A 22,763-nucleotide genomic window follows, 5' to 3' on the forward strand; every position below is an offset into this window, starting at 1 on the left:
GCACTGTTGTGAGTCAATCGGGACGGCCTGAGGTCTTGGCCTACATCGCCCTGGGCGCCAATCTGGGCAATGCGCAGGCAAGTGTGCTGGTGGCGATACAACGCGTTGCCAGTCTGCCTGGCACCCGACTCATCCGTTCTTCGAGCCTGTACCGCACGGCGCCGGTTGCGGCCACCGGGCCAGACTTCATCAATGCCGTGGTCGCTGTGGCAACCCGGCTCAGTGCGCCTGAATTGCTGCAAGGCCTGCAGAACATTGAAAACCAGGCAGGGCGCTTGCGTCCCTACCGCAACGCACCGCGCACGCTGGATCTGGATATCTTGCTGTATGGCGATGCCAGCATGAACAGCCCCGCGCTACGGCTACCACATCCGCGCATGCATGAGCGGGCCTTTGTGCTGGTGCCGCTGGCCGAAATTGCTCCGGACAAAGTACGTCCGGAGCAGCTCGGCGCGCTGGCCTTCCAGGCGATTGAACGCCTGGCTGCAACAGCGCCCTGAACCGGCTCAAGCCAGTTCGGCAACCAGCTCGATTTCGACGCAGGCACCCAGCGGGATTTGTGCTACGCCAAATGCGCTGCGGGCGTGGGCGCCTTGGGCACCAAAGACTTCGCCCAACAATTCGCTGGCGCCGTTGGTGACCAGATGCTGCTCGGTGAAGTCACCGGTGGAGTTGACGAGGGACATCAGCTTGACGATGCGTTTGATGCGGTTCAGGTCGCCCACTGCAGCGTGCAGCGTACCCATCAGGTCAATGGCTACCGCGCGGGCCGCGGCCTTGCCTTCTTCGACACTCATGTTCTTGCCGAATTGACCGACCCAAACCTTGCCGTCTTTCTTGGCCAGGTGACCGCTTAAAAAGACCAGGTTGCCGGTCTGGACAAAGGGCACGTAGGCGGCCGCTGGGGCTGCCACCGGGGGCAGGGTGATGCTGAGTTCAGAGAGTTTGGTGTAAATGTCCATGGTTTTTCCTGTGTTTTTAGGGGTTGTCATAACTTGAATTTTGACTTTGTCCAAAGCCCTGGCCTTGGTTCTGTGTCTGACGCGCTTGAACCTGGGACTCCGTCACCGGCTCGACGGTGACGCCGACCTGCAGCGTGTGGCTGGTACCGCCGTGGATGACGCCGCGTATCGGCGACACGTCGGAAAAGTCACGGCCAATGGCCAGCGTCACATAGTCTTCACCTGGCGATGGCCAGCCGGCGCGGTCATTGGTGGGGTCCAGATCGACCCAACGCGCACCGTCGGGTAAATCGGGCAGGTACACCGCGGCCCAGGCGTGCGAGGCATCGCTGCCTTTGAGCTTGACGCTACCCGATGCCGGCTCGGTGAGCAAATAACCGCTGACATAACGCGCGGGCAGCCCCATGCTGCGCAGGCAGGCAATCAGAATATGGGCAAAGTCCTGGCACACACCCTTGCGCTGCGCCAGCGCTTCGAGCGCCGGTGTATTGACATGGGTGCTTTGGCTCTCGTAGGTGAAGTCGTTGTGAATCCGGTACATCAGGTCGATGGCAGCCGCCAGCAGTCCTGTCCCGGCACTGAAGCTGGGGCGTGCATAGGCGGTAAATTCAGCATGGCGCGGCACCATGGGCGAAACAAAAATGAATTCGTTGGCCGCATCAAAGGGAACGCCGGCCTGGTACCGAAAGCGTTCGCGCACGGCCTCCCAGGCCAGCTCACTGCGAGGCAGGCGCACCGCCTGCGTGATCACCTGGCTGGTCGCCAGCACCTGCAACTCGGTATGCGCCATCTGCAACGAGAAAAAACTGCGGCTGTTGCCAAACACGTCCAGGGTGCTGTCGATTTGCGCCGGCCTGGGGTTTACCTGCAGGCTGTGCTCCAGCAAGGTCTGGTTGGCGTTGTCCCGCGGTGTCAGGTAAGCCATGTGTTGCGCCGTTTCAACCGCTGGCACGTAGTGGTAAACCGTCTCGTGGGTAATCTGCAGCCTCATGCAGCCCCCAGGCTTTGGTTGGCCAGGCCACTGTGGGTGAAATAAGTGGCACTGATTTCATCCGACACCTGAAAACTGGCGTTGCTGCACTGGATCAGAACGTCCTTGAGCAGCGCATACCGTGCTGTAGGTGCGATAGGGTCAGCGACGCTGTTAGAGCCGTGCGCCGGTGTCACCAGATCGGGGGCCTCATCACACAATTGGGCCAGTCCCCAAGTCCTCGGGTTGGGTACCTTGAGCGACAGGGGACAGAGCTGGTTGGGCTCGCTGCCAGCGAGTCGGGCCAGGCGACCCCGCAGTGTGTGGGCGATCCAGGAAATGGAACGCGGGTTGTCCCGGTCAATCACGAGCAGGTCCACCAGCGCGGCCATGTCACGGCTTTGCTGAAACTGGGCGTGAAAGGTGAGGGCGCTGTCAAACAGTTCAATCATGGCATCAAAACCGCCATCGGTGTGCAGGCTGCCGGTGTTGATGCCACGCATCAGGGCCGACGACAAAAAGGCCAGCCGCTCAATATGACGGCCAATGCTGAGCAGGCGCCAACCGTCATCACGCGTCATGCGGTCGGTTTGGGCACCGGTGATGGCGGCCATCTGGTCGCTGCTGTCCTTGAGGATCTGCAGGGCTTGCAGGGCAGAAAAATCGGCACGTTGGCGCTGCGCCGCGCAGCGCTCAAACAACTCTTCTTCGCAGCGGATGATGATGCGCCAGTGCTCCGGAGAGAGCCGCTCACGCACACTGGATCCTGCCATTTTGATGGCGCGCAGGTAGTAGCCCACGCTGGTGGCGCCGCTGCTGCTGCCCAGGCTGTCGATCAGGCTGCGCTCAAACACACGCGGTGCCTGTAGTGCTGACGGCACGCCGGGAAGCACCAGGGTGTTGGCCACCGCCATCTGGCTGAGCCAGGTCAGCAGAGGCACAGACGATTGCTCTTCGCCATGCAGGCACTCCAGCGTCAGGCGCGCCAGCCGGATGGCATTTTCAGCGCGCTCGGTGTAGCGGCCCAGCCAGAACAGGTTTTCGGCTGCGCGGCTGGTGATGAGCCGCTTGCGTTGCATCAACGATTCGGGCGTCATGTGCGGCGCCAGCAGGGTGGCGTGATCGACCTCGCCACCGGTCAGCGCCCACACGTCAGCGCTGCTGCCGCCGCGCTGCATCGAGGTGATCTCCTGACCGGCACCGGCCACCCGTGCGAGGCCGCCGGGCAACACACGCCAACCCTGGGCGCCGTCAGATACCACAAACACCCGCAGCATCACCGAACGCGCCAACAACTTGCCGGATTCGCCCGGGGCCATTGCTCCCGAAGCTTGCCAAGTGGGCATTTGCGACAGCGGGGTGTAGCCTTGCACGGTGTGCTCTTCGGCTTGCCGCACAATGCGCCCGGCCCATTCATCGAGCGCCCGGGCATCCAACTTGCCACCCAGCACTGGATCGAAACTGCCATGGTCAAGGGAGCCGGGGGCGGTGGGTTTGATGGCACAGTCTGCCAGGCGCGGCAGAGCTTCTTCCATGGCACTGCGCTCGCCACACCACCAGGTGGGCAGGGCTGGCAGGCTGAGTTCTTCACCCAACAACTGACGCGACAGGGCCGGCAAAAAGCCCAGCAGGGCCGGCGATTCCAGAAACGCCGAACCCGGTGCATTGGCCACCAGCACGTTGCCGGCACGAATGGCTTGCAAGAGCCCGGGCACCCCCAGCGTGGAGTCGGCGCGCAGCTCCAGCGGGTCAAGGTACTGGTCATCCACGCGCTTGAGCAGTCCGTGCACCGGTACCAGGCCCTTGAGCGTTTTCAGGAACAGACACTCGTCGCGCACCAGCAGGTCACTGCCTTCGACCAGGGTGAGCCCCAAGTAACGCGCCAGATAGGCATGCTCAAAGTAGGTTTCGTTGTAGGGCCCAGGGGTGAGCAGTGCCAGGTGCGCATCGGGTCCGGCCGGACTCATGGCCTTGAGGCTATCCATCAGGGCGCGGTAGGTACTGGCCAGGCGCTGCACGCCAAGGGTTTGGAAGGCTTTCGGGAATTGCGCCGAGATGGCCAGGCGGTTTTCCAGCAGGTAACCCAGTCCCGAGGGGGCCTGACTGCGCTGCGCCTCCAGCCACCAGTTACCGTTCGGTCCGCGCGCCAAGTCAAAAGCGGCAATGTGCAGGTAGCGCCCGCCTACCGGCTCCACGCCGTGCATGGCGCGCAGGTAGCCGGGGTGGGCATGCACCAGGGCCGATGGCAACAAACCGTCATGCAATAAGGTTTGAGGCCCATACACATCGGCCATCACCCGCTCCAGCAGGCGCATGCGTTGCAGCACGCCGGCTTCGATATGTTGCCAATTTTGCGGGTCGACAATTAGCGGAAACAGGTCGAGCGACCAGGGACGTTGCGGCCCGTTTTCATCGGCATAGACGTTGTAGGTGATGCCGTTGTCGCGGACCTGACGCGCCAGATTGGCAGCACGTTGGTCCATGTCGGCTGCGGAATCGTTCTCCAACATGGCAAAGAATTGACGCCAGATGTCGGTCATCTCGGCCTGGTTCGCTGTCGATTCAGGTGCATTGGAGGGCCGTAAGTGGGTGTTTCCCGATACTGCCGCACGCAATTCATCAAAGTGCCCTACCGATGCCTGGGCTGCCCGAGCCAGTGCCGCCACACTGAGTGACTCTGATTTGGTGGAATGGGGCTGCGCTGGCATGGCTTCGTTCATTTATCAGAGTATGCCAGTGAAGCGGCGCTTTGGTTGACAATCACGGGTTGTTCAATTTGATTCATGCCATGACCGATATCCTTCAAGAGCCAGCCGAGCCTGCCAACCAATTGCCGCAGGATGCGCATGTGCCTGTCACACCTGAAAGTACGCAGGCACCCGCTGCCGTTGATGCTTCCACCAAATCCAAAAACCGGTTTGCCTCGGTGCAGCCGGTGCTGGAAAAACTGTTTGAGTTGTACCCGCAGCTCTTTGGCGAGCGTTTTCTGCCGCTCAAGCTGGGTATTTTCCAGGAGCTGCTGGCGGCCCATCCTGATGTCTTCAAGCGCGAGTCGCTGAAGGCAGCTTTGGGTGTGCACACCCGGTCCACGCGCTATCTGCAAAGCGTGGCCACCGGCCAAAAGCGCCATGACCTGCAGGGCAAGCCCGTTGATGAGGTGGCGCCAGAGCACATTTTCCTGTCCATCGTTGAGCTGTTTCAGCGCCGCCAGGCGCGCAGCAGCGAGGACCTGCGTCCCAAGTTGCGCAAGCAGTTACTGACGGCGTTTGAAAAGTCGGGGCTGACCCGACAGGACTATCTGGCCCGCATCGGTACGCCGACCGAGGCCATTCAGGCCTTGCTTGACGAGGTACTGACCGAGGTTGAACAGCAACGCGCCCGCCAGGCAGCCTTGAAAAAAGCCTTTGACGCCAGCGGCCAAACGGTGGAAGCCTTTGCCGACGCGCTGGGCATGCGCGTGGGCGAGGTGCAGGCCGCGCTCAAATAAGGCGACCCGCACCGACGCCCGGGGATTCGTCCGGGAAGCGTGTGCGTTAGGATGCCTTGATCAAGCCCGCCGCAGATCCAGGGTGAACGGAAACTCGCGGCTGGCAGGCACGTTGATGGTGGCAGGCGGTACCTGCATCACACCCGGAGTGTGACCCATGGCGGCAAAGCGTGACAGGCGTCGGCTCTCGGCCTCAAAGGCGTTGACCGGCAGCGACTCATAACTCAGGCCGCCTGGGTGCGATACGTGGTACTGGCACCCCCCCAGCGAGCGCTTCATCCAGGTGTCAACGATGTCAAAGGTCAAGGGCGCATGCACGCCAATGCTGGGGTGCAGGCTGCTTGGCGGGTTCCAGGCCTTGTAGCGCACACCGGCGACAAACTCGCCCACCACGCCGGTGGGTTGCAAGGACAGGGCGCGGCCGTTGCAGGTGACCACGTAACGGCTCTCGTTGAGGCCGGTCACGCGCACCTCGATGCGCTCCAGCGATGAATCGACATAACGTGCCGTGCCACCCGGCGCGCCTTCTTCTCCCATCACATGCCAGGGCTCCAGGGCATTGCGCAGCGTGAGTTCAACGCCGGCCGAGCAGACCGAGCCGATCCGCGGGAAGCGGAACTCGATGTGTGGCGCAAACCAGCTCTCGTCAAAGGCATAACCAGCCTGGCGCATTTCAGCCATGACATCGTCAAAGTCGAGCTGGATGAATTTGGGCAGCATGAAACGGTCGTGCAGCTCAGTACCCCAGCGTGTAGCGGGTGCGCGGTAGGGCGTTTTCCAGAAGCGGGCAATCAGCGCACGCAGCAGCAGCTGCTGCACGCTGCTCATGTGCGGGTGCGGCGGCATCTCGAAGGCGCGCAGCTCCAGCAAACCCAGCCGACCGGTGGCCGAGTCAGGCGAGTACATCTTGTCGATCGAGATTTCGCTGCGGTGGGTGTTGCCGGTGGCGTCGATCAGGATGTTGCGCAGCGTGCGGTCCACCAGCCACGGCGGCATGGACTGGCCATGGATTTCGCGATTTTTGTAAATTTGCTCAATGGCAATTTCAAGCTCGTAGAGCTGGTCGTTGCGCGCTTCGTCAACCCGCGGTGCCTGGCTGGTGGGGCCGACAAACATGCCGCTGAACAAATAGCTCAAAGACGGGTGGTTGTGCCAGTACAGCAGCAGGCTGGCCAGTAACTCAGGTCTACGCAAAAACGGGCTATCGGCCGGTGTGGCGCCGCCCATCACAAAGTGGTTGCCACCGCCGGTGCCGGTGTGGCGGCCGTCAGTCATGAATTTTTCAGCGCTCAGGCGCGACTCGAAGGCGGCGTTGTACAGGAACTCGGTATTGGCAACGAGCTCTTTCCAATGGCTCGCCGGGTGGATGTTGACCTCGATCACACCCGGGTCGGGCGTGACGCTGAGCAGCTTCAGACGCGGGTCGCGTGGCGGTGGGTAGCCCTCCAGCACCAGTTGCATGCCGAGTTCTTCGGCGCTGGCCTCGATGGCAGCCAGCAAGTCGAGGTAGTGCTCGAGTTTTTCCAATGGCGGCATGAAAACATACAGCACCCCCGATTTTTCACCCACCGCCTCGGCCCTGGGTCCGCTGGCGCGACGCGGGTCACGCACCTCGACGCACAGCGCGGTGCGGGTGATCCAGTGGGCAGACTCCTGCGCGTGTGGTGCCCGGGCAAAGTCGGCGGGCTCGGTTTGTGCCGCACTTTGGGCACTGGCAGACGACGTTGATTGCGGACCCGTGGTGGATTGCCATTTACGCGCCGCTTCGGGTTGCGGGTTGCCGCCTGCCAGGTAGCTGTTGCCTGCAGATGCCTTGCCCGTGGCGACAACGGCTGCTGCGCGTGCCGCAGCACCCGGGGCCAGACCCGTCGTGCCCGGCGCATATTTGGTAGCCACCGTGCCATAACCGGGCAGGGCGGCCACCAGAATCGACGGGTCCTGTTCGATCAGGTAAGGAAAATCGGCCTCGCTGACCCAGGGGAGCGAGTCCAGCGGCAGGCGCAAGCCCATGGGCGAGTCACCGGGCATCAGGTACATGCGTTCGTCGCGCAGAAACCAGGGGCCGGTGGTCCAGGCGGCGCCAAACTGTGCGTCGTAACCCGCGACCCTGACCGGCAGCACATAACCGACCGGTGTGTCGAGCTTTTGTTCGAAAACTCGGCGCAGGCGAGCGCGCTCCATTTCGTCGTCAAGTCTGGAGTTGAAGGGGTCGACATTGACCGGCAGGCGGCGTTCACGCCACAGGTAATACCAACTGTCTTCATAGGCAGTCTGAATGTATTTCCCGGTGACACCCAGCTTGCTGGCGAGCAGCGCAGTGAAGCGTTGGGCATCGGCGCTGGTGTAGTGCGTGGGCGTGCGTTCGTCGGTGAACAGGGCCGGGTTGCACCAGACGGGCTCGTGGTCGGTACGCCAGTAAATGTTGAGCGCCCAGCGCGGCAGTTGCTCACCCGGGTACCACTTGCCCTGGCCATAATGCAAAAAGCCGCCCTGGCCGTATTCATGGCGCAGTTTGTGCACCAATTCGGTGGCAAACCCACGCTTGGTCGGGCCCAGTGCATCGGTGTTCCACTCTGGTGCATCGCGGTCACTGTTGGCTACAAAGGTGGGTTCTCCGCCCATGGTCAGGCGCACATCACCTGCCACCAGTTCGGCGTCCACGGCATCGCCCAGCGCCATGATGGCTGCCCACTGGTCTTCCGTGTAGGGCTTGGTGACGCGAGGCGACTCGTAAATGCGGGTCACCTGCATGTGGTGGGCAAAGGTAACTTCAGACTCGTCAACACCCCCCTCGATCGGCGCGGCCCCGGAGGGTTGGGGCGTGCAGGCCAGCGGAATATGGCCCTCGCCGGCGAGCAGGCCCGAGGTGGCATCGAGTCCGACCCAACCGGCACCAGGCAAATAGACCTCGCACCAGGCGTGCAGGTCGGTAAAGTCGACTTCGGTACCGCTGGGGCCGTCAAGTGCTTTCACGTCGGGCTTGAGCTGAATCAGATAGCCCGACACAAAACGTGCCGCCAGACCGCAGTGGCGCAGCAGGTTGACCATCAGCCATGCGGAGTCGCGGCACGAACCGGAGCCCAGCGTGAGCGTTTCTTCGGGGGTTTGCACCCCCGGCTCCATACGGATGGTGTAGCTGACGGCGTGGTGCACCATCTGGTTGACATCGACCAAAAAATCGATGGTGCGGCGTTTTTTGCGATCAATGCTATCCAGGCAGGCTTTGAACTTTTCGGTCAAAGGCTCGGTGATCAGGTAGGGCGCAAGCTCTTGTTTGAGCAGGTCTGCGTAGTCAAAGGGAAACTCTTCCGCCGTGGGCTCCAGGAAAAAATCAAACGGGTTGTAGACCGCCATGTCCATCACCAGATCGACGGTGACCTTGAATTCCCTGGTTTTTCCGGGGAACACCAGGCGTGCCTGGTAATTGGCAAACGGGTCCTGCTGCCAATTGATGAAATGGCCCTCGGGTTCGATCCTGAGCGAATACGAAATGATTTTGCTGCGGCAATGCGGGGCTGGTCGCAGGCGAACCACTTGCGGCCCCAGGGCAACCAACCGATCATAGGTGTAGTGGGTAACGTGGTTCAGTGCAGCGTGGATGGACATGCGGGGACTCTGAAATTTAAAAGTGGGGCGTCGTGTGAACGGACAGGAGCAAGCAATGTTGGTGCCAGTTGCATCCGGAAAAAGGGGTGGGTTGAGGTGCCATGGCTGACTCCTGCTTGTTAGCATCAGCGCCTGCACTGTAACAAGATCACATCGCACTATGAGTCACCGCAACCCGCGCGCCATGCTAACCCCTGCCATGCATGGCGTGCTCGAACGCATGGCACGTGCCGGCCAGGTTCCCTTGCACGCCCTGACGCCACTGCAGGCGCGTGCCGCCTATGAGGTCAACGCCGGCGTGCTCGACCTGGCGCCGGTGAAACTGCATCGGGTAGAAAACTTCACGTTGCCCACGCGCGACGGCTTTGATTTGCCGGTGCGCCTGGTGGCACCTAGTGACGAACCGCTGCCGGTGCTGGTGTACTTTCACGGCGGCGGCTTTACCATTGGCAGTATTGCCACCCACGATGTACTGTGCCGCCATTTAAGCCACCTGGCCCACTGTGCGGTGCTGTCGGTGGCTTACCGCCTGGCCCCCGAACATCGTTTTCCGGTGGCGTTTGAAGATACCTGGGATGCCTTGACCTGGGTGGCAGAACACGGGCGGAACAAGGGTCTGGACACCACGCGCATGGCGGTGGGTGGTGACAGCGCTGGCGGCACACTGGCTGCCGCCTGTGCCCTGCAGGCGCGAGACGCCGGGCTCGCCCTGAAACTGCAACTGCTGATTTATCCGGGTTGCTGCGCGCACCAGGACACGCCGTCGCACAAGACTTTCGCCCATGGCTTTGTGCTGGAGAATGCGCACATTGATTATTTTTTCGACCACTACATTCCCAACCGGAAAGACCGCGAAGACTGGCGTTTTGCCCCGTTGCTTGCCGACGACGTGGAAGGCGCGGCACCGGCCTGGCTGGGTCTGGCCGAATGTGACCCGCTGGTCGATGAAGGTCTTCAGTACGCCGACAAGCTGCGTGCGGCCGGAGTACCGGTCGACCTCGACATTTACCGCGGTGTGACCCATGAATTCATCAAGATGGGTCGCGCCATTCCCGAGGCTCGCCGGGCCCACATGGACGCAGCACGGGCTTTGAAACACGCGTTTAGCTGAACAGTATGACGCCACCGATCCCGTTTGAAACCAACCACCTTCACTGATGCGGAAGGCAACTGCCTCAATCACTCAATCAATCCCACATCCAAATCAATACTAGGGTAAACCCTTATAATTTGCTGACGTTAACTTTACAAGGACGCTACATGTCCAGATTGATTGAGATTTTCAAATCTTTTTTCCCGGACTTCAAAAGTCAACACGACATTGAGGAAGCATTTTTATCAGAATCAACCGATGTATACGACCTTGAGCGTCGCATGCGCTTGATTGACAACGCCGCACGCGATGGCGCACGTGGCTTGGTTTATGGCACCATGATGCATTAAGGTAGGGCTTGAAATGCACAACTCTCAAAACCTGAGTGCGACCACCGACAGTTTCAAGCGCACTCTGGCTCTGTGGCAAGGCTTGCCTTTTGACATGGCACGTGAGCAATATGCCAAAGCCGTGCAGGTGGGACTGATCGAACGCTCCATGCTGCGCTGGGCCAGATTTGAGCGTCAGCTTGACCTGTTGGAAAAACTGACCCTGGGCCCTTGGGCGCGCCGGGTCTGAAGATTAAATATCCGCCAGCAAAGGGTAGGGTGCCGGCTGCAGGCTTAACAATGGGCCATCGGCACCCAGCGCACGCACACCTCCCGCCTCAAAGGCGCTGATCTGCATCGACACGATGGCATCGAAACCACCCTCTGGCGCCGCTGCCGCCTGCACCACCAGGCCACAGGGCTGGCTGGCATCTTCCGGAGCAAACAATTCATCCCCCGCTTTCAGTGCAGCATCTGCATGCGCCAGGTAGGCTCGCCGTTTGAGCGTGCCGCGGAACTGGCTGCGTGCCACCACTTCCTGACCCGGGTAGCAGCCTTTTTTGAAATTGACACCACCTACTGACTCGTAATTGAGCATTTGCGGCACAAAAGCTTCAAAAATGGGCTGCGTGACGGTGGCAATGCCACTGCGCACCTCGCCCCAGGCCCAAAGTTCGGGCGTCAAGACTGGACCGGCAGGAGCAGGGGTGCCAGCCGGGGCCACCCACAGCGCACGGGGTACGCCATCGGCGGGGTAGAGATGGATCACAGAAATAGCATCGAGATCGGTTTTGTGCCAGACCTTACCTTGGTCATCAGCAATGCTTTTGGTCGCCTCTGAAACGGCTGAACCAGCCAGCCCGTAAATAACAAAGTCAGCACTGGCATCGACCAACTTCACTTGGGAACGCAGCACAAACATGGCCAGACGTTTCATGGTCGTGGCGAGCAGATCCGGGCTGCATAACAACAAAATATCAGTATGGCTGCGTTTGAAGCCAATGAAACTGGCCTGCAGGCGCCCTTTGGCATTGCAAAAACCAGCCAGCCGGGCCTCCGACAGACCCAGCAGCGAAAAATCGCTGGTCAGTTGGTTGTGCAGAAATTTGGCGGCATCGGTGCCTTGTGCGCGGATCAGCCCTGTATGTGTCAGCGGGGCGACGCCTTGGAATGGTGTGTGCATGGGTGAATTATCATGCGCACTCAATTTTGTAGAAGGTAATAGGGTTGTGCGCGTAATCATTAAATTTTTGCTGGTGTTCGCGCTGGCCCTGGGCGGCTGGGCCTTGTGGTGGGTCAGCCACAGCTTGCCGCTGACGGCGCCAACGCTGGACCTCTCGGTTGAGCCGGGCATGACGCCGCGGGGCGTGGCGCAGGCTGCCGTAGACAGCGGGGTGCAAACCTCCGCTGATATGCTTTACTGGTGGTTTCGCCTGTCGGGTCAGGCTCGCGTGATCAAGGCCGGAAGTTACGAGCTTGAAACAGGCCTGACGCCCTACAGCCTGCTGGCCAAGCTGACACGCGGTGAAGAAGCGTTGCGTTCGGTCACCTTGGTGGAAGGCTGGACATTCAAACAGTTTCGAGCTGCTCTGCTCAAGGAAGAGCATTTGAAGCCGGATTCAAAAGGCCTCGAAGACACCGTGATCATGGAAAAGCTGGGGCAGCCCGGGCGCCAGCCCGAAGGCCGTTTTTACCCGGATACTTACACCTATGCCAAAGGCAGCAGCGATCTCAAGCTGCTGTTGCGTGCCATGCACGCCATGGACAAGCATCTCTTGGTGGCATGGCAAGCACGGGCCACTGATACCCCCCTTAAAAGCGCTGATGAATTGCTGATTCTGGCCAGCATTGTCGAAAAGGAAACCGGCCAGGCCAGTGACAGGTCGATGGTGGCCTCTGTTTTCAGCAACCGTTTGCGCCTGGGCATGTTGCTGCAAACCGACCCCACGGTGATTTATGGCCTGGGCGAGCGTTTTGACGGCAATTTGCGGCGGCGAGATTTGCTCGCCGATACGCCCTGGAATACCTACACCCGAGCCGGCCTGCCACCAACGCCCATTGCTATGCCCGGCAAAGCCTCGCTCATGGCCGCGGCGCAACCTGCAAACAGCCGGGCGTTGTACTTTGTGGCGCGGGGTGATGGCAGCAGCCAGTTCAGTGACAGCCTGGACGCGCACAATCGTGCGGTAAACAAATTCCAACGTGGACAATAACAAACATGGCAAGCGGACTTTTCATCAGTTTTGAAGGCATTGATGGCGCCGGAAAATCGACCCATATCGACGGTCTGGCGCAAGCTTTCAAGGCGCAGGGCAGGGCGGTCACGTTGACCCGTGAACCGGGCGGCACGCCATTGGCGGAAAAGCTGCGCACACTGGTACTCAATGAGGCAATGGACGCCATGACCGAAGCCTTGCTGGTTTTTGCGGCCCGGCGTGATCACTTGCAGCAGGTTATCGAGCCGGCGCTGGCGCGCGGTGAGGTGGTGCTGTGTGACCGCTTTACCGATGCCACCTTTGCTTACCAGGGCGGTGGACGTGGTTTTGACCTGACCATACTCACATTTTTAGAGCAGTTGGTGCAGACTGTTAAGCTGCAGGAGGCCGATTTTTTGCGTCAACCGGATCTGACGGTATGGTTTGATCTGGGTCCCGAGATTGCCGCCGCGCGGCTGGCGGGTGTGCGCGTGCCCGACAAGTTTGAAGCGCAGCCTGTGGCGTTTTTTGCGCGTGTCCGGGCTGGTTACCAGGCACGTTTTGATGCTGCCCCGCAACGTTTTGTCCGCGTTGCCGCAGAACAAAGCCGTGACACCGTGTGGCAAGACGTGCTCGCCAGCGTCACGCAACGGGGTTGGCTGATATGAGCGATCTATCGGTCACGGTGGCTCCAGCGGCGCCCTGGATTGCCGCTCAAACGCAAGCACTGCTGGCACAACGCGGTCACGCCTGGTTGCTGTCCGGGCCATCTGGTCTGGGTCAGTACGAGCTGGCGCTGGCGCTGGTGCGTGCCTGGCTGTGTGAACGTCCCGCAGCGCAGGGGGCCTGTGGTACCTGTGGCAGTTGTCATGCGATTGGCGTGCGCGCTCATGCAGACCTGTGTGTGCTCATGCCCGAGACGGTGATGCTGGCCCTGAGCTGGCCACTCAGTGAAAAGGCACAAGACGAGATTGACAGCAAGAAACGCAAGCCCAGCAAGGAAATCCGGGTCGATGCGATGCGCGACGCGGTGGAGTTTGCCCAGCGCACCAGCGCCCGCGACCGCGGCAAGGCGGTACTGGTATTTCCGGCCGAACGCATGAATGTCTACACCGCGAACGCCTTGCTCAAAACCCTGGAAGAGCCCGCCGGCGACGTCAAATTCGTACTGGCTTCTGATGCCGCCCACCAGTTGCTGCCCACCATCCGTAGCCGATGCTTGGGTCACGCCATGACCTGGCCCGATCAGGCAAGCGCCATGGCCTGGTTGCAAGGGCAGGGCGTGCCAGCAACTCAGGCCAACGTCATGCTGCGCGCCGCAGGGGGGCGACCGCAGGACGCGCTGCAATATGCCCCGATTGCGACATTGTGGCCGCGCTTGCCGCGCGCAGTGCAGGCGGGTGATGTCAGTGTCTTCAAGGACTGGACACCGGCACAAACCGTGGACGCCTTGCACAAGTTGTGTCACGATTTGCTGGCAGTTCACAGTGGCGCAGTGCCCCGATTTTTTGAACAGGCCGATTTGCCAAAAGCAGGAAGCTGGCAAAGCCTGAGTCATTGGGCCAAAAGTTTGTCTGACACCATGCGCGCTGTGGAACATCCGTTCAATCCAGGCTTGATGCAGGAGGCCTTGATCAGCGAGGCCCAGTTGGCCCTTAACGCCCATACATGATGTTCACAGATTCCCATTGCCATTTGAATTTTCCCGAATTGATCTCCGAATTGCCGGCGATACGCCAGGCGATGGCCGATGCGCAGGTCGATCGTGCCTTGTGCATCAGCACCACACTGGAAGAATTTGGCCTTGTGCACCAGCTTGCGCTGGAGTTCGATAATTTTTGGGCCACGGTGGGCGTCCATCCTGATAACGAAGGAGTCAGGGAACCCACGCTGGATGATTTACTGACCCTGGGCATGTTGCCGCGGGTGGTCGGCATTGGCGAGACCGGGCTGGACTACTATCGGCTCAATGGCCGCTCAGTGGCTGACATGGCCTGGCAACGCTCGCGTTTTCGCACCCACATCCGGGCTGCGCGGCAGTTGCAAAAACCGCTGGTGATTCACACCCGGCAGGCCTCGGAAGACACCTTGGCGATTTTGCGCGATGAGGGTGAGGATGGGTCTTCGGGCAGTGCCGGAGGCGTATTTCACTGCTTTACCGAAGACGAAAGTACGGCCCGCCAGGCGCTCGACCTCGGGTTCTATATTTCTTTTTCCGGCATCCTGACGTTCAAAAGTGCCAAAAGTCTGCGCGAGGTGGCGGCCATGGTGCCGCTGGAGCGGCTCCTGATCGAAACCGACAGCCCCTATCTGGCCCCGATGCCGCACCGGGGGAAAACCAACAACCCATCCTATGTGCCCTGGGTAGCCAGGCAGCTGGCAGAGATCAAGCAATTGCCCATGGAAGAGATCGGCAGGATCACCAGTGACAACTTTGACGCCCTTTTCAAAGGAGTAAGGGCATGAAATATCCATTTTTAAGTTTAATAAATTACTTTAAAAAGTTTGTTTATCTATTTGTTTTAATTGGTTTAAATGTTGTTAATGCAGGTTCTTATGACGATTTTTTCAAAGCCATCAAACAAGACAATCCGGATGCTCTCAGCGCGCTCCTGAATCGCGGTTTTGACCCCAACACCCTGGACGCCACAGGTCTCCCGGGCTTGATACTGGCTTTGAAAAATGACGCTTTAAAAGTAGCGAGTGTCCTGGTCAGTCACCCCCGGATCAAGGTTGAGGTTCGCAATACGGCCGACGAAAGTCCATTGATGTTGGCTGCGCTCAAAGGCGAACTCCAATTGTGTCGGTTGATGATCCAAAAAGGTGGCGATATCAACAAACCCGGTTGGACACCTTTGCATTACGCCGCGACCCATGGGCACCTGGAGGTGCTGAGCCTGCTCCTGGAAGAACACGCTTACATTGACGCCGCATCACCCAACAACACAACGCCATTGATGATGGCCGCTCATTACGGCACACCGGCAGCTGTCCAACTGCTGCTGGAAGCTGGGGCAGACCCCATGCTTAGAAACGATTTGGGGTTAAGTGCCTTCGATTTTGCAGTTCGTGCGCAACGTATGGATTCCGCTGAAATCATCTCTGCGTTTGTACGCGGAAAGCAAACCAAGGGACATTGATGAGATCGAATCGTACTTTATACGATGTATATTATGTTAAATTTATATGTTGTATAGCAACAAATTAGCGAACTACAAAGGAAATGACAGGTGCACTCGGATCGATAAAAGATGTACCCAAAGCAATTTGGCCATGACCATGCAAAACGCATTCATCGCGTCTGAGCATCAGATCCGTACCGCTGCCAGCAAAACGGACCCAGCTCCCATAAGAGCTTTCATCGACCATCATGAAACTTCCGTTACGCCATTCGATTTTTGCATGCGTGCGCGAGACACGCGGGTCATTGACAATAAAGTCGACTTTGCGAAAGCGTCCGATGTGAATCGGTAATTCAAATGCCTGGAAGGTCTGTTGGCTTTCGTGGTGGGTCAATTCAATCTGGCCGCCCAATGCATCAACAAAGGGGGTTGTGGAGATCACATTGACAGGTGCTTGAACCGTAAAGTATTCTGAATTCTGGTCTTCTTGCCATTCAATCTGATAGACGTTACAAGGTTCCGTGCGACCACGTATGGCAATCGGGCCCAAAAATCGGAAATGGACATCATTTAACTTCGGACTGTTTTCAATGGTCTTGTCATTGACCCATATCTGATGCGGGCCTGCTAGCTCGCTTAAACGGGAAGCCGTGTTGACAGCATCGCCATAACAATCATCGTCCACCACGACCACGCTGCCCCGGACCACACCGATTCGTAAGGGCATGTAAAGTTGTGGAGACAAGCTTGCCAGACGGTGCTGGTAACTGCGCTGTATCTCGACCACCGCTGCGATTGCATCCGGGCTTTTTTTGAAGGTAGCCAAAACGCCGTCACCCAATAACTTGACGACCTTCCCACCCTTGGCGGCAAATTTTTCAGCAACCCAATTGGTCGCCTGTGTCACAGCATCTGTGGCTTTAGCATTGCCAAGCGTTTCAAACACTCCTGTGCTTCCAAACAGATCGGCAAAAACAACAGTTGTGTGAACACCCATTAATGGTCAATCCTTCGTCCTATGGCTTGAGTTTAGGTGAATCTGCACGCGTTGCCATCATTGATGACCCCAAAACAACAGGGCATCACGCCCTTCGATTGTCAGGTTAGTACTGGCACCAACAGGGAGCAGTACCTTGGTGGCAACATGCCCATACGGCATATTGGTCAAAACCGGGACCTTGATTTGTGTTCGCAACCAATCCACGACGCTTTGCAACTTGAATCCCCGGTCATGGGACACCAGTTTGAATTCAGTGAATTGTCCCAAGACAATGGCTTTTTGACGTGCCAAAACCCCAGAATACAAGAGTTGTGTGAGCATGCGCTCGATGCGGTACGGATGTTCCGCCACATCTTCCAAGAACAGAATGCCACCCTTGATGTCCGGAAAATAAGGGGTACCCAAAAGGGAACTCAGGACCGTCAGATTGCCGCCCCATAATTTGGCATTTGTCACATTCTTCAGGGCTTTGACTCGAACATCTGCCGTTTTAGCGGCCAGAGAATCCGTGTGCAAAGCGTTCTCACGGTGCTGGCGCCAGCCTGCACCCTCCCCTTGCCCCAGTAGCAAATCATCAAAACAGGCTGTCATGATGTCATCGGGTTCGTCAGCAACACCAAAACCTTCACACAGCGCCGGGCCAGCCCAGGTGATGGCCCCGGTGCGCGCCAGCACCGCACTTTGAAAGGCGGTGAAGTCGCTGATACCGACAAACAGCATGCCCTGGTCAATGGCCTTGGCAATTTTTTTGTACTGAATGCCGGGCAGGATCCGCGTCAAACCATAGCCGCCACGAGAGATCAACGCGACATCCGCCTTGCTGGCGGCAGCACGGTGGATGGCGGCAAGGCGGGTCTCATCATCGCCAGCAAAGCGCTGGTGACTGGTCAGCGCCGTCGGGTCAAGCTCGACGTCGTGCCCCATGGCTTGTAGTCGGGCAACACCGCGTTTGAAGGCTGCCTTGTCACGCACTGCTCCGGAAGGAGAATAAATATAAATGTGCTTTGTCATGACAACTGGAAAGTGGTTTTTTGCGTGCGCCGCTGTTTGAAGAAATCCTGCAGAACAGCAGCGCATGATTGCGCCAGAACACCGCCCTGCACTGCTGTTTGGTGGTTAAGTCTGGCTTGTGCAAATAGATCGACCACAGAGCCAGCAGCACCTGTTTTGGGGTCGGAGGCACCAAAAACCACCCGCTTGAGACGCGCATGCAGCATGGCGCCCGCGCACATGGCGCAGGGCTCCAGGGTTACAAAGAGCTCACATTCAGGCAGTCGATAGTTGCCCAGAATCCGGGCTGCGGCGCGCAGCGCCTGCATTTCTGCATGGGCACTGGGGTCATGATTGGCGATAGGGGCGTTGTGGCCACAAGCAATGACCACGCCGTCCCTGATCACCACGGCACCCACGGGCACCTCACCTGCAGCCCCGGCCAGGGCGGCTTGTGCCAATGCCAGTTGCATGGCTTGCTCGTCAGTCATTGGAATCGGCAGTTATTCCCACTCAATGGTGGCGGGTGGCTTGGAGCTCACATCATAGGTGACCCGGTTGATGCCGCGGACTTCATTGATGATCCGGCTCGACACCTTTTTCAACAAGGCATAGGGCAGCTCAGCCCAGTCGGCGGTCATGAAGTCGCTGGTTTGCACTGCGCGTAGTGCCACCACGTAGTCGTAGGTACGCCCGTCGCCCATCACGCCCACACTTTTCACCGGCAAAAATACGGTGAAGGCCTGACTGGTCAATTCGTACCAGCTCTTGCCAGTGGCTTCATCGATAAAGTTGTTCAGCTCTTCAATAAAGATCGCATCGGCGCGGCGCAGCAGATCGGCGTAGTCTTTTTTGACCTCACCGAGGATCCGCACGCCCAGCCCCGGTCCAGGGAACGGGTGGCGATAGACCATGTGGTAGGGCAAACCCAGCGCCACGCCGAGTTCGCGCACCTCGTCCTTGAACAATTCACGCAGAGGCTCCAGCAATTTCAGACCCAATTGCTCAGGCAGGCCACCCACGTTGTGGTGGCTCTTGATGACCACTGCTTTTTTGTTTTTGGCACCGCCGGACTCGATCACATCGGGATAAATGGTGCCTTGCGCCAGCCACTTGGCTCCATTTTTGCTTGCATCAGAGGCTGTCAGTGCGGCAGCTTGCGCCTTAAAGACTTCAACAAATTCACGGCCAATGATTTTGCGTTTGGCTTCCGGATCGCTCACGCCCGCCAGATGCCCCAAGAATTGGTCGGCTGCATCGACGCGAATGACCTTGGCGTGCAGCTTGCCAACAAACATGTCCATCACCATGTCGCCTTCGTGCAGGCGCAACAAGCCATGGTCGACAAAAACACAGGTGAGCTGGTCACCGATGGCGCGGTGAATCAGGGCAGCGGCTACCGATGAATCGACGCCACCGGACAACCCCAGGATGACTTCATCATCGCCCACTTGTGCGCGAATGGCTTCAACAGCCTCACTGATGTAGTCGCCCATGATCCAGTCGGCTCGGGCGCCACAAATATCGAGCACAAAGCGCTCCAGAATGGCTGCACCACGCTTGGTATGGGTCACCTCCGGATGAAACTGCACGGCATAAAAGCGGCGCGCTTCATCAGCCATGCCGGCAATGGGGCAACTGTCGGTACTTGCCATGAGCTTGAAGCCGGGCGGCAGCTCGGTGACCTTGTCGCCATGGCTCATCCACACCTGCAACATGCCATGGCCTTCGGGCGTGGTGAAGTCCTGTATACCATTGAGCAATGCAGTATGGCCGTGTGCGCGCACGTTGGCATGACCAAACTCGCGCTGGTGACCACTGGTAACGATACCGCCCAACTGATGCGCCATGGTCTGCATGCCATAGCAGATCCCCAGCACCGGGATGCCCAGTTCAAATACCACTTGCGGCGCCTTGTCGGTGCTGTCTTCGTACACACTGGCGTGGCTGCCTGACAGGATGATGCCCTTGAGCTTGCCGTCGCGCGCGTAGGCACGAATCCACTCGTCGGACACATCACAGGGATGGACTTCACAAAAGACATGCGCCTCACGGATGCGCCGGGCAATGAGTTGGGTGACTTGTGAACCAAAGTCAAGAATGAGGATTTTTTGATGCATGAAAATCCTTATTCCGCCCGGTAATTCGGCGCTTCTTTGGTGATTTGCACATCGTGCACATGGCTTTCGCGGATGCCGGCGGTGGTAATTTCGACAAACTCCGCTTTATCCTGCATTTCTTCAATGGTGGCGCAGCCGCAATAGCCCATGCTGGCGCGCAAGCCGCCCGACATTTGATAGATGATGGCAACCATCGATCCCTTGTAGGGTACGCGGCCTTCAATGCCTTCGGGCACCAGTTTGTCGGCATTCGGATTGCCGGTGCTGGACTCCTGAAAATAACGGTCCGCACTGCCCTGCTGCATGGCACCAATGCTGCCCATGCCACGGTAACTCTTGTAGCTGCGGCCCTGGAAAAGGATCACTTCACCCGGTGCTTCTTCGGTGCCGGCAAACATGCCGCCCATCATGACCGTACTGGCGCCAGCGGCAATCGCCTTGGAGATGTCGCCGCTAAACCGGATGCCGCCATCGGCGATCAAGGGTACACCGGTTCCCTTGAGTGCAGTGGCCACGCTGTCAATGGCCATGATCTGAGGCACGCCGACTCCGGCGACGATGCGGGTGGTACAAATGGAGCCAGGACCAATACCCACTTTCACAGCATCAGCGCCGGCTTCTACCAAAGCCAGTGCAGCCGCCCCCGTGGCAATGTTGCCGCCAATCACCTCGACATTCGGAAAATTCTGCTTGACCCAGCGTACCCGCTCCAGTACGCCCTTGCTATGACCGTGCGCGGTATCAACCACGATGGCATCGACCCCTGCACGGGCCAGCAACTCCACACGTTCTTCAGTGCCCTCACCCACGCCCACCGCCGCACCCACGCGCAATTTACCCTGGGCGTCGCGCGCCGCATTGGGAAAGCTGGTCTGCTTGGTGATGTCCTTGACGGTGATCAACCCCTTGAGCTCAAAAGCGTCATTGACCACCAGTAAACGTTCGATCTTGTACTGGTTCAACAACACTTTGGCCTGGGTGATGGTGGTGCCATCGGGCACGGTAACCAGCTTGTCACGCGGTGTCATGATGTGACTCACGGGTAGGTCCAGACGGGTTTCGAAGCGCAAATCGCGCCCTGTCACCAGGCCAACCACCTTGCCACCATCGCATACCGGAAAACCAGACACGCCCAATTGCGCAGACAAATCCATCACCTGGCGCACGGTGTGTTGCGGCGTGATCACCACCGGATCGCGCAACACGCCGGACTCGTAGCGTTTGACTTTGGCGACCTTGGCTGCCTGCTGCTGTGCCGTCATGTTTTTGTGCACAATACCAATGCCGCCTTCCTGGGCGATGGCGATGGCCAGACGGGATTCTGTCACTGTGTCCATGGCCGCTGAGACCAGGGGCAGATTGAGTGCAATGTTGCGGGTGAAACGGGTGGCGAGGGAGGTGTCCTTGGGCAGGACTTGGGAATAGGCTGGCACCAATAAGACATCGTCAAAGGTGAGTGCTTTACCGATCAGGCGCATGTTCAAAGCTCCAAATCGTCAATTGTATCTGGCGATGAATATGTCAGCTGGCATAAACTCACGCGTTATGAAACAAAGCCAACGTGTCTTTTTAGTTGTTTTCAGTTTGCTGTCTTGCAGTGCGATAGCGCAGTGGGCCTGGACGGACGAGGAGGGCCGCGCAATTTTCAGTGACCTCCCCCCATCCACCAACGTGCCGGACAAGCGTATTTTCAAGCGCCCCAGCCCTGCCAGGTTGACTCCGAACCAGGAACAGACGCCAAACACGGGCGCTGACGCGGCAAACGCCAGAACGGCGAATTCTGCCCAAGCGGCGGCAAGCACGCCTCAATCCACAGGACTGGACAAAGAGTTGGCAGAACGCAAGAAAAAAACCGAGCAAGCACAGGCGGAACAACGCAAGTTTGAAGAAGAGCGCATCAGCAAACTGAAGGCTGACAACTGCGAACGTGCCAGATTAGCTCAAAAAACGCTGGATTCAGGGGTTCGCATTGCGCACACCAATGCCCAGGGAGAGCGGGAAATATTGGATGACGCAGCCCGGGCTGCCGAAGCCAAACGCCTTCAGTCCATCATGGCCAGTGACTGCAATCAATAACCAGCTTTTGCGCCTGCCCGTTTCTTGACAAACAAGCCAGCACCCCGACTTCCCTGTCGGGCAAAACGTTCACGACGCGCTACCTTTGGATCAACTCGCAAAGGCCGATAAATTTCTACACGATCAAGTTCTCGCAGGCGCTGGTCGAGTTTGACCCGCCGACCCCACACCCCGACGAGCACGTGCTGGAGATCGATGTCGGTGAATTGCAGCAACAATCCGCTTTGTTGCAAAGCCTGCAAGACCGTACAAGGCTGCGCCAGCAGCAGCTTGACTTCGACAAGCTCGCGCGCTTTCGCCGCGTAAACGACAGTCAGGTGCAGCAGGGACTCACTCACCATAAGTCTGTTTGGCACGATTGACAAAAGCATCGACCATACTGGTCGCAATCTTGTCAAACACCGGGCTGACCAATCTTCCGATGGCACTCTCGAAACTGTAGGTCAGGATCAATTCGACTTTACAGGCGCGCTCGCTGGCATCGCCAAGAGGCAAAAAATTCCATTCGCCCTCAAGCTTGGAAAATGGCCCGTTCACCAGATTAATGGTGACCTGGCGATCAACAACGTGCACATTGCGGGTGCTGAAGCTTTGATGGATTCCAGAAAAGGCGATCCCAATTTCAGCCAGCATGCCGTTTTCCTCATGCGCCACGACACGCGCTTTGTCGCACCAGGGTAAAAACTGTGGGTACTGGTCCACATCGGTAACAAGCCGGTACATCTCGGCCGGGCTGTACCAAATTAAAACGGATTTTTTGACAGTTTTCATAGAATGCGATTATGAACAGGATTTCAGTCAAGCCTGACTGGC

The 22,763-nt window shown here is 58.6% G+C and carries 22 protein-coding genes and 1 pseudogene; 11 read left to right on the forward strand and 12 right to left on the reverse strand.

What is annotated here, in order from left to right; genetic code table 11:
* The first annotated feature begins 35 nt into the window (after positions 1–35).
* On the forward strand, positions 36–500 hold the full coding sequence (folK, locus tag NDJ10_RS01245) for a 2-amino-4-hydroxy-6-hydroxymethyldihydropteridine diphosphokinase (protein ID WP_296159230.1): 465 nt from the start codon (positions 36–38) through the stop codon (positions 498–500).
* A gap of 6 nt (positions 501–506) precedes the next feature.
* On the opposite strand, the gene NDJ10_RS01250 is transcribed toward folK, so the two are convergent.
* From NDJ10_RS01250 to NDJ10_RS01260, 3 genes are read right to left on the reverse strand one after another with little or no spacing between them, the layout of a single operon-like run.
* Positions 507–962 carry a RidA family protein gene (locus NDJ10_RS01250; RefSeq protein ID WP_296159231.1) on the reverse strand — a complete coding sequence of 152 codons (456 nt, stop codon included), beginning with the start codon at positions 960–962 and terminating at the stop codon, positions 507–509.
* 16 nt (positions 963–978) lie between these two features.
* Positions 979–1,953, reverse strand: a complete 975-nt coding sequence (locus NDJ10_RS01255; protein ID WP_296159232.1) for a transglutaminase family protein — start codon at positions 1,951–1,953, stop codon at positions 979–981.
* On the reverse strand, positions 1,950–4,652 hold the full coding sequence (locus tag NDJ10_RS01260) for a circularly permuted type 2 ATP-grasp protein (protein WP_296159233.1): 2,703 nt from the start codon (positions 4,650–4,652) through the stop codon (positions 1,950–1,952). Before NDJ10_RS01260 ends, NDJ10_RS01255 begins: the two co-directional genes overlap by 4 nt.
* 68 nt (positions 4,653–4,720) lie before the next feature.
* Between NDJ10_RS01260 and NDJ10_RS01265 the strand changes: the two genes are divergently transcribed.
* Entirely contained in the window at positions 4,721–5,419 is a 699-nt protein-coding gene (locus NDJ10_RS01265; RefSeq protein WP_296159234.1) for a ProQ/FINO family protein, read from the forward strand.
* A 60-nt stretch (positions 5,420–5,479) separates the two neighbouring features.
* On the opposite strand, the gene NDJ10_RS01270 is transcribed toward NDJ10_RS01265, so the two are convergent.
* Positions 5,480–9,025: a transglutaminase family protein gene (locus tag NDJ10_RS01270; protein ID WP_296159235.1), complete on the reverse strand. Its 3,546-nt coding sequence runs from the start codon at positions 9,023–9,025 to the stop codon at positions 5,480–5,482.
* Positions 9,026–9,185: 160 nt separating this feature from the next.
* Between NDJ10_RS01270 and NDJ10_RS01275 the strand changes: the two genes are divergently transcribed.
* The 3 genes from NDJ10_RS01275 (at position 9,186) to NDJ10_RS01285 (ending at position 10,697) form a co-directional block, all read left to right on the forward strand.
* A complete protein-coding gene (locus NDJ10_RS01275; RefSeq protein ID WP_296159236.1) occupies positions 9,186–10,136 on the forward strand; it encodes an alpha/beta hydrolase in 951 nt (316 codons plus the stop codon).
* A 149-nt stretch (positions 10,137–10,285) separates the two neighbouring features.
* On the forward strand, positions 10,286–10,468 hold the full coding sequence (locus tag NDJ10_RS01280) for a DUF3563 family protein (protein ID WP_296159238.1): 183 nt from the start codon (positions 10,286–10,288) through the stop codon (positions 10,466–10,468).
* Positions 10,469–10,481: 13 nt separating this feature from the next.
* On the forward strand, positions 10,482–10,697 hold the full coding sequence (locus NDJ10_RS01285) for a hypothetical protein (protein ID WP_296159239.1): 216 nt from the start codon (positions 10,482–10,484) through the stop codon (positions 10,695–10,697).
* A 3-nt stretch (positions 10,698–10,700) separates the two neighbouring features.
* Here the strand turns inward: NDJ10_RS01285 and NDJ10_RS01290 are convergent, their stop codons facing one another.
* Entirely contained in the window at positions 10,701–11,630 is a 930-nt protein-coding gene (locus NDJ10_RS01290) for a folate-binding protein (protein WP_296159240.1), read from the reverse strand.
* Here NDJ10_RS01290 and mltG point away from each other — a divergent pair.
* The 5 genes from mltG to NDJ10_RS01315 are packed head-to-tail and all read left to right on the forward strand — an operon-like array spanning position 11,629 to position 15,782.
* Positions 11,629–12,660, forward strand: coding sequence for an endolytic transglycosylase MltG (gene mltG / locus NDJ10_RS01295; protein WP_296159241.1), 1,032 nt, complete (start codon positions 11,629–11,631; stop codon positions 12,658–12,660). The two genes, NDJ10_RS01290 and mltG, sit on opposite strands and share 2 nt — an antisense overlap.
* Positions 12,661–12,665: 5 nt before the next feature.
* A complete protein-coding gene (tmk, locus tag NDJ10_RS01300; protein ID WP_296159242.1) occupies positions 12,666–13,310 on the forward strand; it encodes a dTMP kinase in 645 nt (214 codons plus the stop codon).
* Positions 13,307–14,314, forward strand: coding sequence for a DNA polymerase III subunit delta' (locus NDJ10_RS01305; protein ID WP_296159243.1), 1,008 nt, complete (start codon positions 13,307–13,309; stop codon positions 14,312–14,314). Before tmk ends, NDJ10_RS01305 begins: the two co-directional genes overlap by 4 nt.
* A complete protein-coding gene (locus tag NDJ10_RS01310) occupies positions 14,314–15,108 on the forward strand; it encodes a TatD family hydrolase (RefSeq protein WP_296159244.1) in 795 nt (264 codons plus the stop codon). Before NDJ10_RS01305 ends, NDJ10_RS01310 begins: the two co-directional genes overlap by 1 nt.
* The gene (locus NDJ10_RS01315; protein WP_296159245.1) at positions 15,105–15,782 is read left to right on the forward strand and encodes an ankyrin repeat domain-containing protein; all 678 of its coding nucleotides are present in this window, start codon (positions 15,105–15,107) and stop codon (positions 15,780–15,782) included. The genes NDJ10_RS01310 and NDJ10_RS01315 overlap by 4 nt, the downstream gene beginning before the upstream one ends.
* A gap of 64 nt (positions 15,783–15,846) precedes the next feature.
* Here NDJ10_RS01315 and NDJ10_RS01320 read toward each other — a convergent pair whose 3' ends face one another.
* The 5 genes and pseudogenes from NDJ10_RS01320 to guaB all read right to left on the reverse strand — a co-directional run bounded on the left by NDJ10_RS01320 (position 15,847) and on the right by guaB (position 21,352).
* Positions 15,847–16,761 carry an adenylate/guanylate cyclase domain-containing protein gene (locus NDJ10_RS01320; protein WP_296159247.1) on the reverse strand — a complete coding sequence of 305 codons (915 nt, stop codon included), beginning with the start codon at positions 16,759–16,761 and terminating at the stop codon, positions 15,847–15,849.
* Positions 16,762–16,818: 57 nt separating this feature from the next.
* Positions 16,819–17,775, reverse strand: a complete 957-nt coding sequence (locus NDJ10_RS01325) for an LD-carboxypeptidase (protein WP_296159422.1) — start codon at positions 17,773–17,775, stop codon at positions 16,819–16,821.
* Positions 17,776–17,801: 26 nt separating this feature from the next.
* Positions 17,802–18,245, reverse strand: a pseudogene (tadA, locus tag NDJ10_RS01330) (tRNA adenosine(34) deaminase TadA); the annotation flags it as partial.
* A 12-nt stretch (positions 18,246–18,257) separates the two neighbouring features.
* On the reverse strand, positions 18,258–19,874 hold the full coding sequence (gene guaA, locus NDJ10_RS01335; protein ID WP_296159248.1) for a glutamine-hydrolyzing GMP synthase: 1,617 nt from the start codon (positions 19,872–19,874) through the stop codon (positions 18,258–18,260).
* Between the two features lie 8 nt (positions 19,875–19,882).
* Positions 19,883–21,352 carry an IMP dehydrogenase gene (guaB, locus tag NDJ10_RS01340; protein ID WP_296159249.1) on the reverse strand — a complete coding sequence of 490 codons (1,470 nt, stop codon included), beginning with the start codon at positions 21,350–21,352 and terminating at the stop codon, positions 19,883–19,885.
* Here guaB and NDJ10_RS01345 point away from each other — a divergent pair.
* Complete coding sequence (locus NDJ10_RS01345) at positions 21,351–21,950, forward strand: DUF4124 domain-containing protein (protein WP_296159250.1); 600 nt, start codon at positions 21,351–21,353, stop codon at positions 21,948–21,950. The genes guaB and NDJ10_RS01345 overlap by 2 nt on opposite strands.
* Here NDJ10_RS01345 and NDJ10_RS01350 read toward each other — a convergent pair.
* Both NDJ10_RS01350 and NDJ10_RS01355 read right to left on the reverse strand, forming a co-directional pair.
* The gene (locus tag NDJ10_RS01350; RefSeq protein ID WP_296159251.1) at positions 21,944–22,321 is read right to left on the reverse strand and encodes an RnfH family protein; all 378 of its coding nucleotides are present in this window, start codon (positions 22,319–22,321) and stop codon (positions 21,944–21,946) included. The genes NDJ10_RS01345 and NDJ10_RS01350 overlap by 7 nt on opposite strands.
* On the reverse strand, positions 22,281–22,721 hold the full coding sequence (locus NDJ10_RS01355; RefSeq protein WP_296159252.1) for a type II toxin-antitoxin system RatA family toxin: 441 nt from the start codon (positions 22,719–22,721) through the stop codon (positions 22,281–22,283). Before NDJ10_RS01355 ends, NDJ10_RS01350 begins: the two co-directional genes overlap by 41 nt.
* Positions 22,722–22,763: the final 42 nt, after the last annotated feature.

It is taken from the genome of Rhodoferax sp. (assembly GCF_023700745.1).
GTDB lineage: Bacteria > Pseudomonadota > Gammaproteobacteria > Burkholderiales > Burkholderiaceae_C > Rhodoferax.

Excerpts from the sequence above, each read along its gene's own strand:
- NDJ10_RS01315 (WP_296159245.1), top strand. The coding sequence starts at position 15,105 with ATGAAATATCCATTTTTAAGTTTAATAAATTACTTTAAAAAGTTTGTT.
- NDJ10_RS01310 (WP_296159244.1), top strand. The coding sequence starts at position 14,314 with ATGTTCACAGATTCCCATTGCCATTTGAATTTTCCCGAATTGATCTCC.
- NDJ10_RS01260 (WP_296159233.1), bottom strand. The coding sequence starts at position 4,652 with ATGAACGAAGCCATGCCAGCGCAGCCCCATTCCACCAAATCAGAGTCA.
- NDJ10_RS01290 (WP_296159240.1), bottom strand. The coding sequence starts at position 11,630 with ATGCACACACCATTCCAAGGCGTCGCCCCGCTGACACATACAGGGCTG.
- NDJ10_RS01280 (WP_296159238.1), top strand. The coding sequence starts at position 10,286 with ATGTCCAGATTGATTGAGATTTTCAAATCTTTTTTCCCGGACTTCAAA.
- NDJ10_RS01270 (WP_296159235.1), bottom strand. The coding sequence starts at position 9,025 with ATGTCCATCCACGCTGCACTGAACCACGTTACCCACTACACCTATGAT.
- NDJ10_RS01255 (WP_296159232.1), bottom strand. The coding sequence starts at position 1,953 with ATGAGGCTGCAGATTACCCACGAGACGGTTTACCACTACGTGCCAGCG.
- tmk (WP_296159242.1), top strand. The coding sequence starts at position 12,666 with ATGGCAAGCGGACTTTTCATCAGTTTTGAAGGCATTGATGGCGCCGGA.
- mltG (WP_296159241.1), top strand. The coding sequence starts at position 11,629 with ATGGGTGAATTATCATGCGCACTCAATTTTGTAGAAGGTAATAGGGTT.
- NDJ10_RS01265 (WP_296159234.1), top strand. The coding sequence starts at position 4,721 with ATGACCGATATCCTTCAAGAGCCAGCCGAGCCTGCCAACCAATTGCCG.
- NDJ10_RS01320 (WP_296159247.1), bottom strand. The coding sequence starts at position 16,761 with ATGGGTGTTCACACAACTGTTGTTTTTGCCGATCTGTTTGGAAGCACA.
- NDJ10_RS01305 (WP_296159243.1), top strand. The coding sequence starts at position 13,307 with ATGAGCGATCTATCGGTCACGGTGGCTCCAGCGGCGCCCTGGATTGCC.
- NDJ10_RS01325 (WP_296159422.1), bottom strand. The coding sequence starts at position 17,775 with ATGACAAAGCACATTTATATTTATTCTCCTTCCGGAGCAGTGCGTGAC.
- NDJ10_RS01350 (WP_296159251.1), bottom strand. The coding sequence starts at position 22,321 with ATGCTTTTGTCAATCGTGCCAAACAGACTTATGGTGAGTGAGTCCCTG.
- guaB (WP_296159249.1), bottom strand. The coding sequence starts at position 21,352 with ATGCGCCTGATCGGTAAAGCACTCACCTTTGACGATGTCTTATTGGTG.
- NDJ10_RS01275 (WP_296159236.1), top strand. The coding sequence starts at position 9,186 with ATGAGTCACCGCAACCCGCGCGCCATGCTAACCCCTGCCATGCATGGC.
- guaA (WP_296159248.1), bottom strand. The coding sequence starts at position 19,874 with ATGCATCAAAAAATCCTCATTCTTGACTTTGGTTCACAAGTCACCCAA.
- NDJ10_RS01250 (WP_296159231.1), bottom strand. The coding sequence starts at position 962 with ATGGACATTTACACCAAACTCTCTGAACTCAGCATCACCCTGCCCCCG.
- NDJ10_RS01285 (WP_296159239.1), top strand. The coding sequence starts at position 10,482 with ATGCACAACTCTCAAAACCTGAGTGCGACCACCGACAGTTTCAAGCGC.
- NDJ10_RS01345 (WP_296159250.1), top strand. The coding sequence starts at position 21,351 with ATGTTCAAAGCTCCAAATCGTCAATTGTATCTGGCGATGAATATGTCA.
- NDJ10_RS01355 (WP_296159252.1), bottom strand. The coding sequence starts at position 22,721 with ATGAAAACTGTCAAAAAATCCGTTTTAATTTGGTACAGCCCGGCCGAG.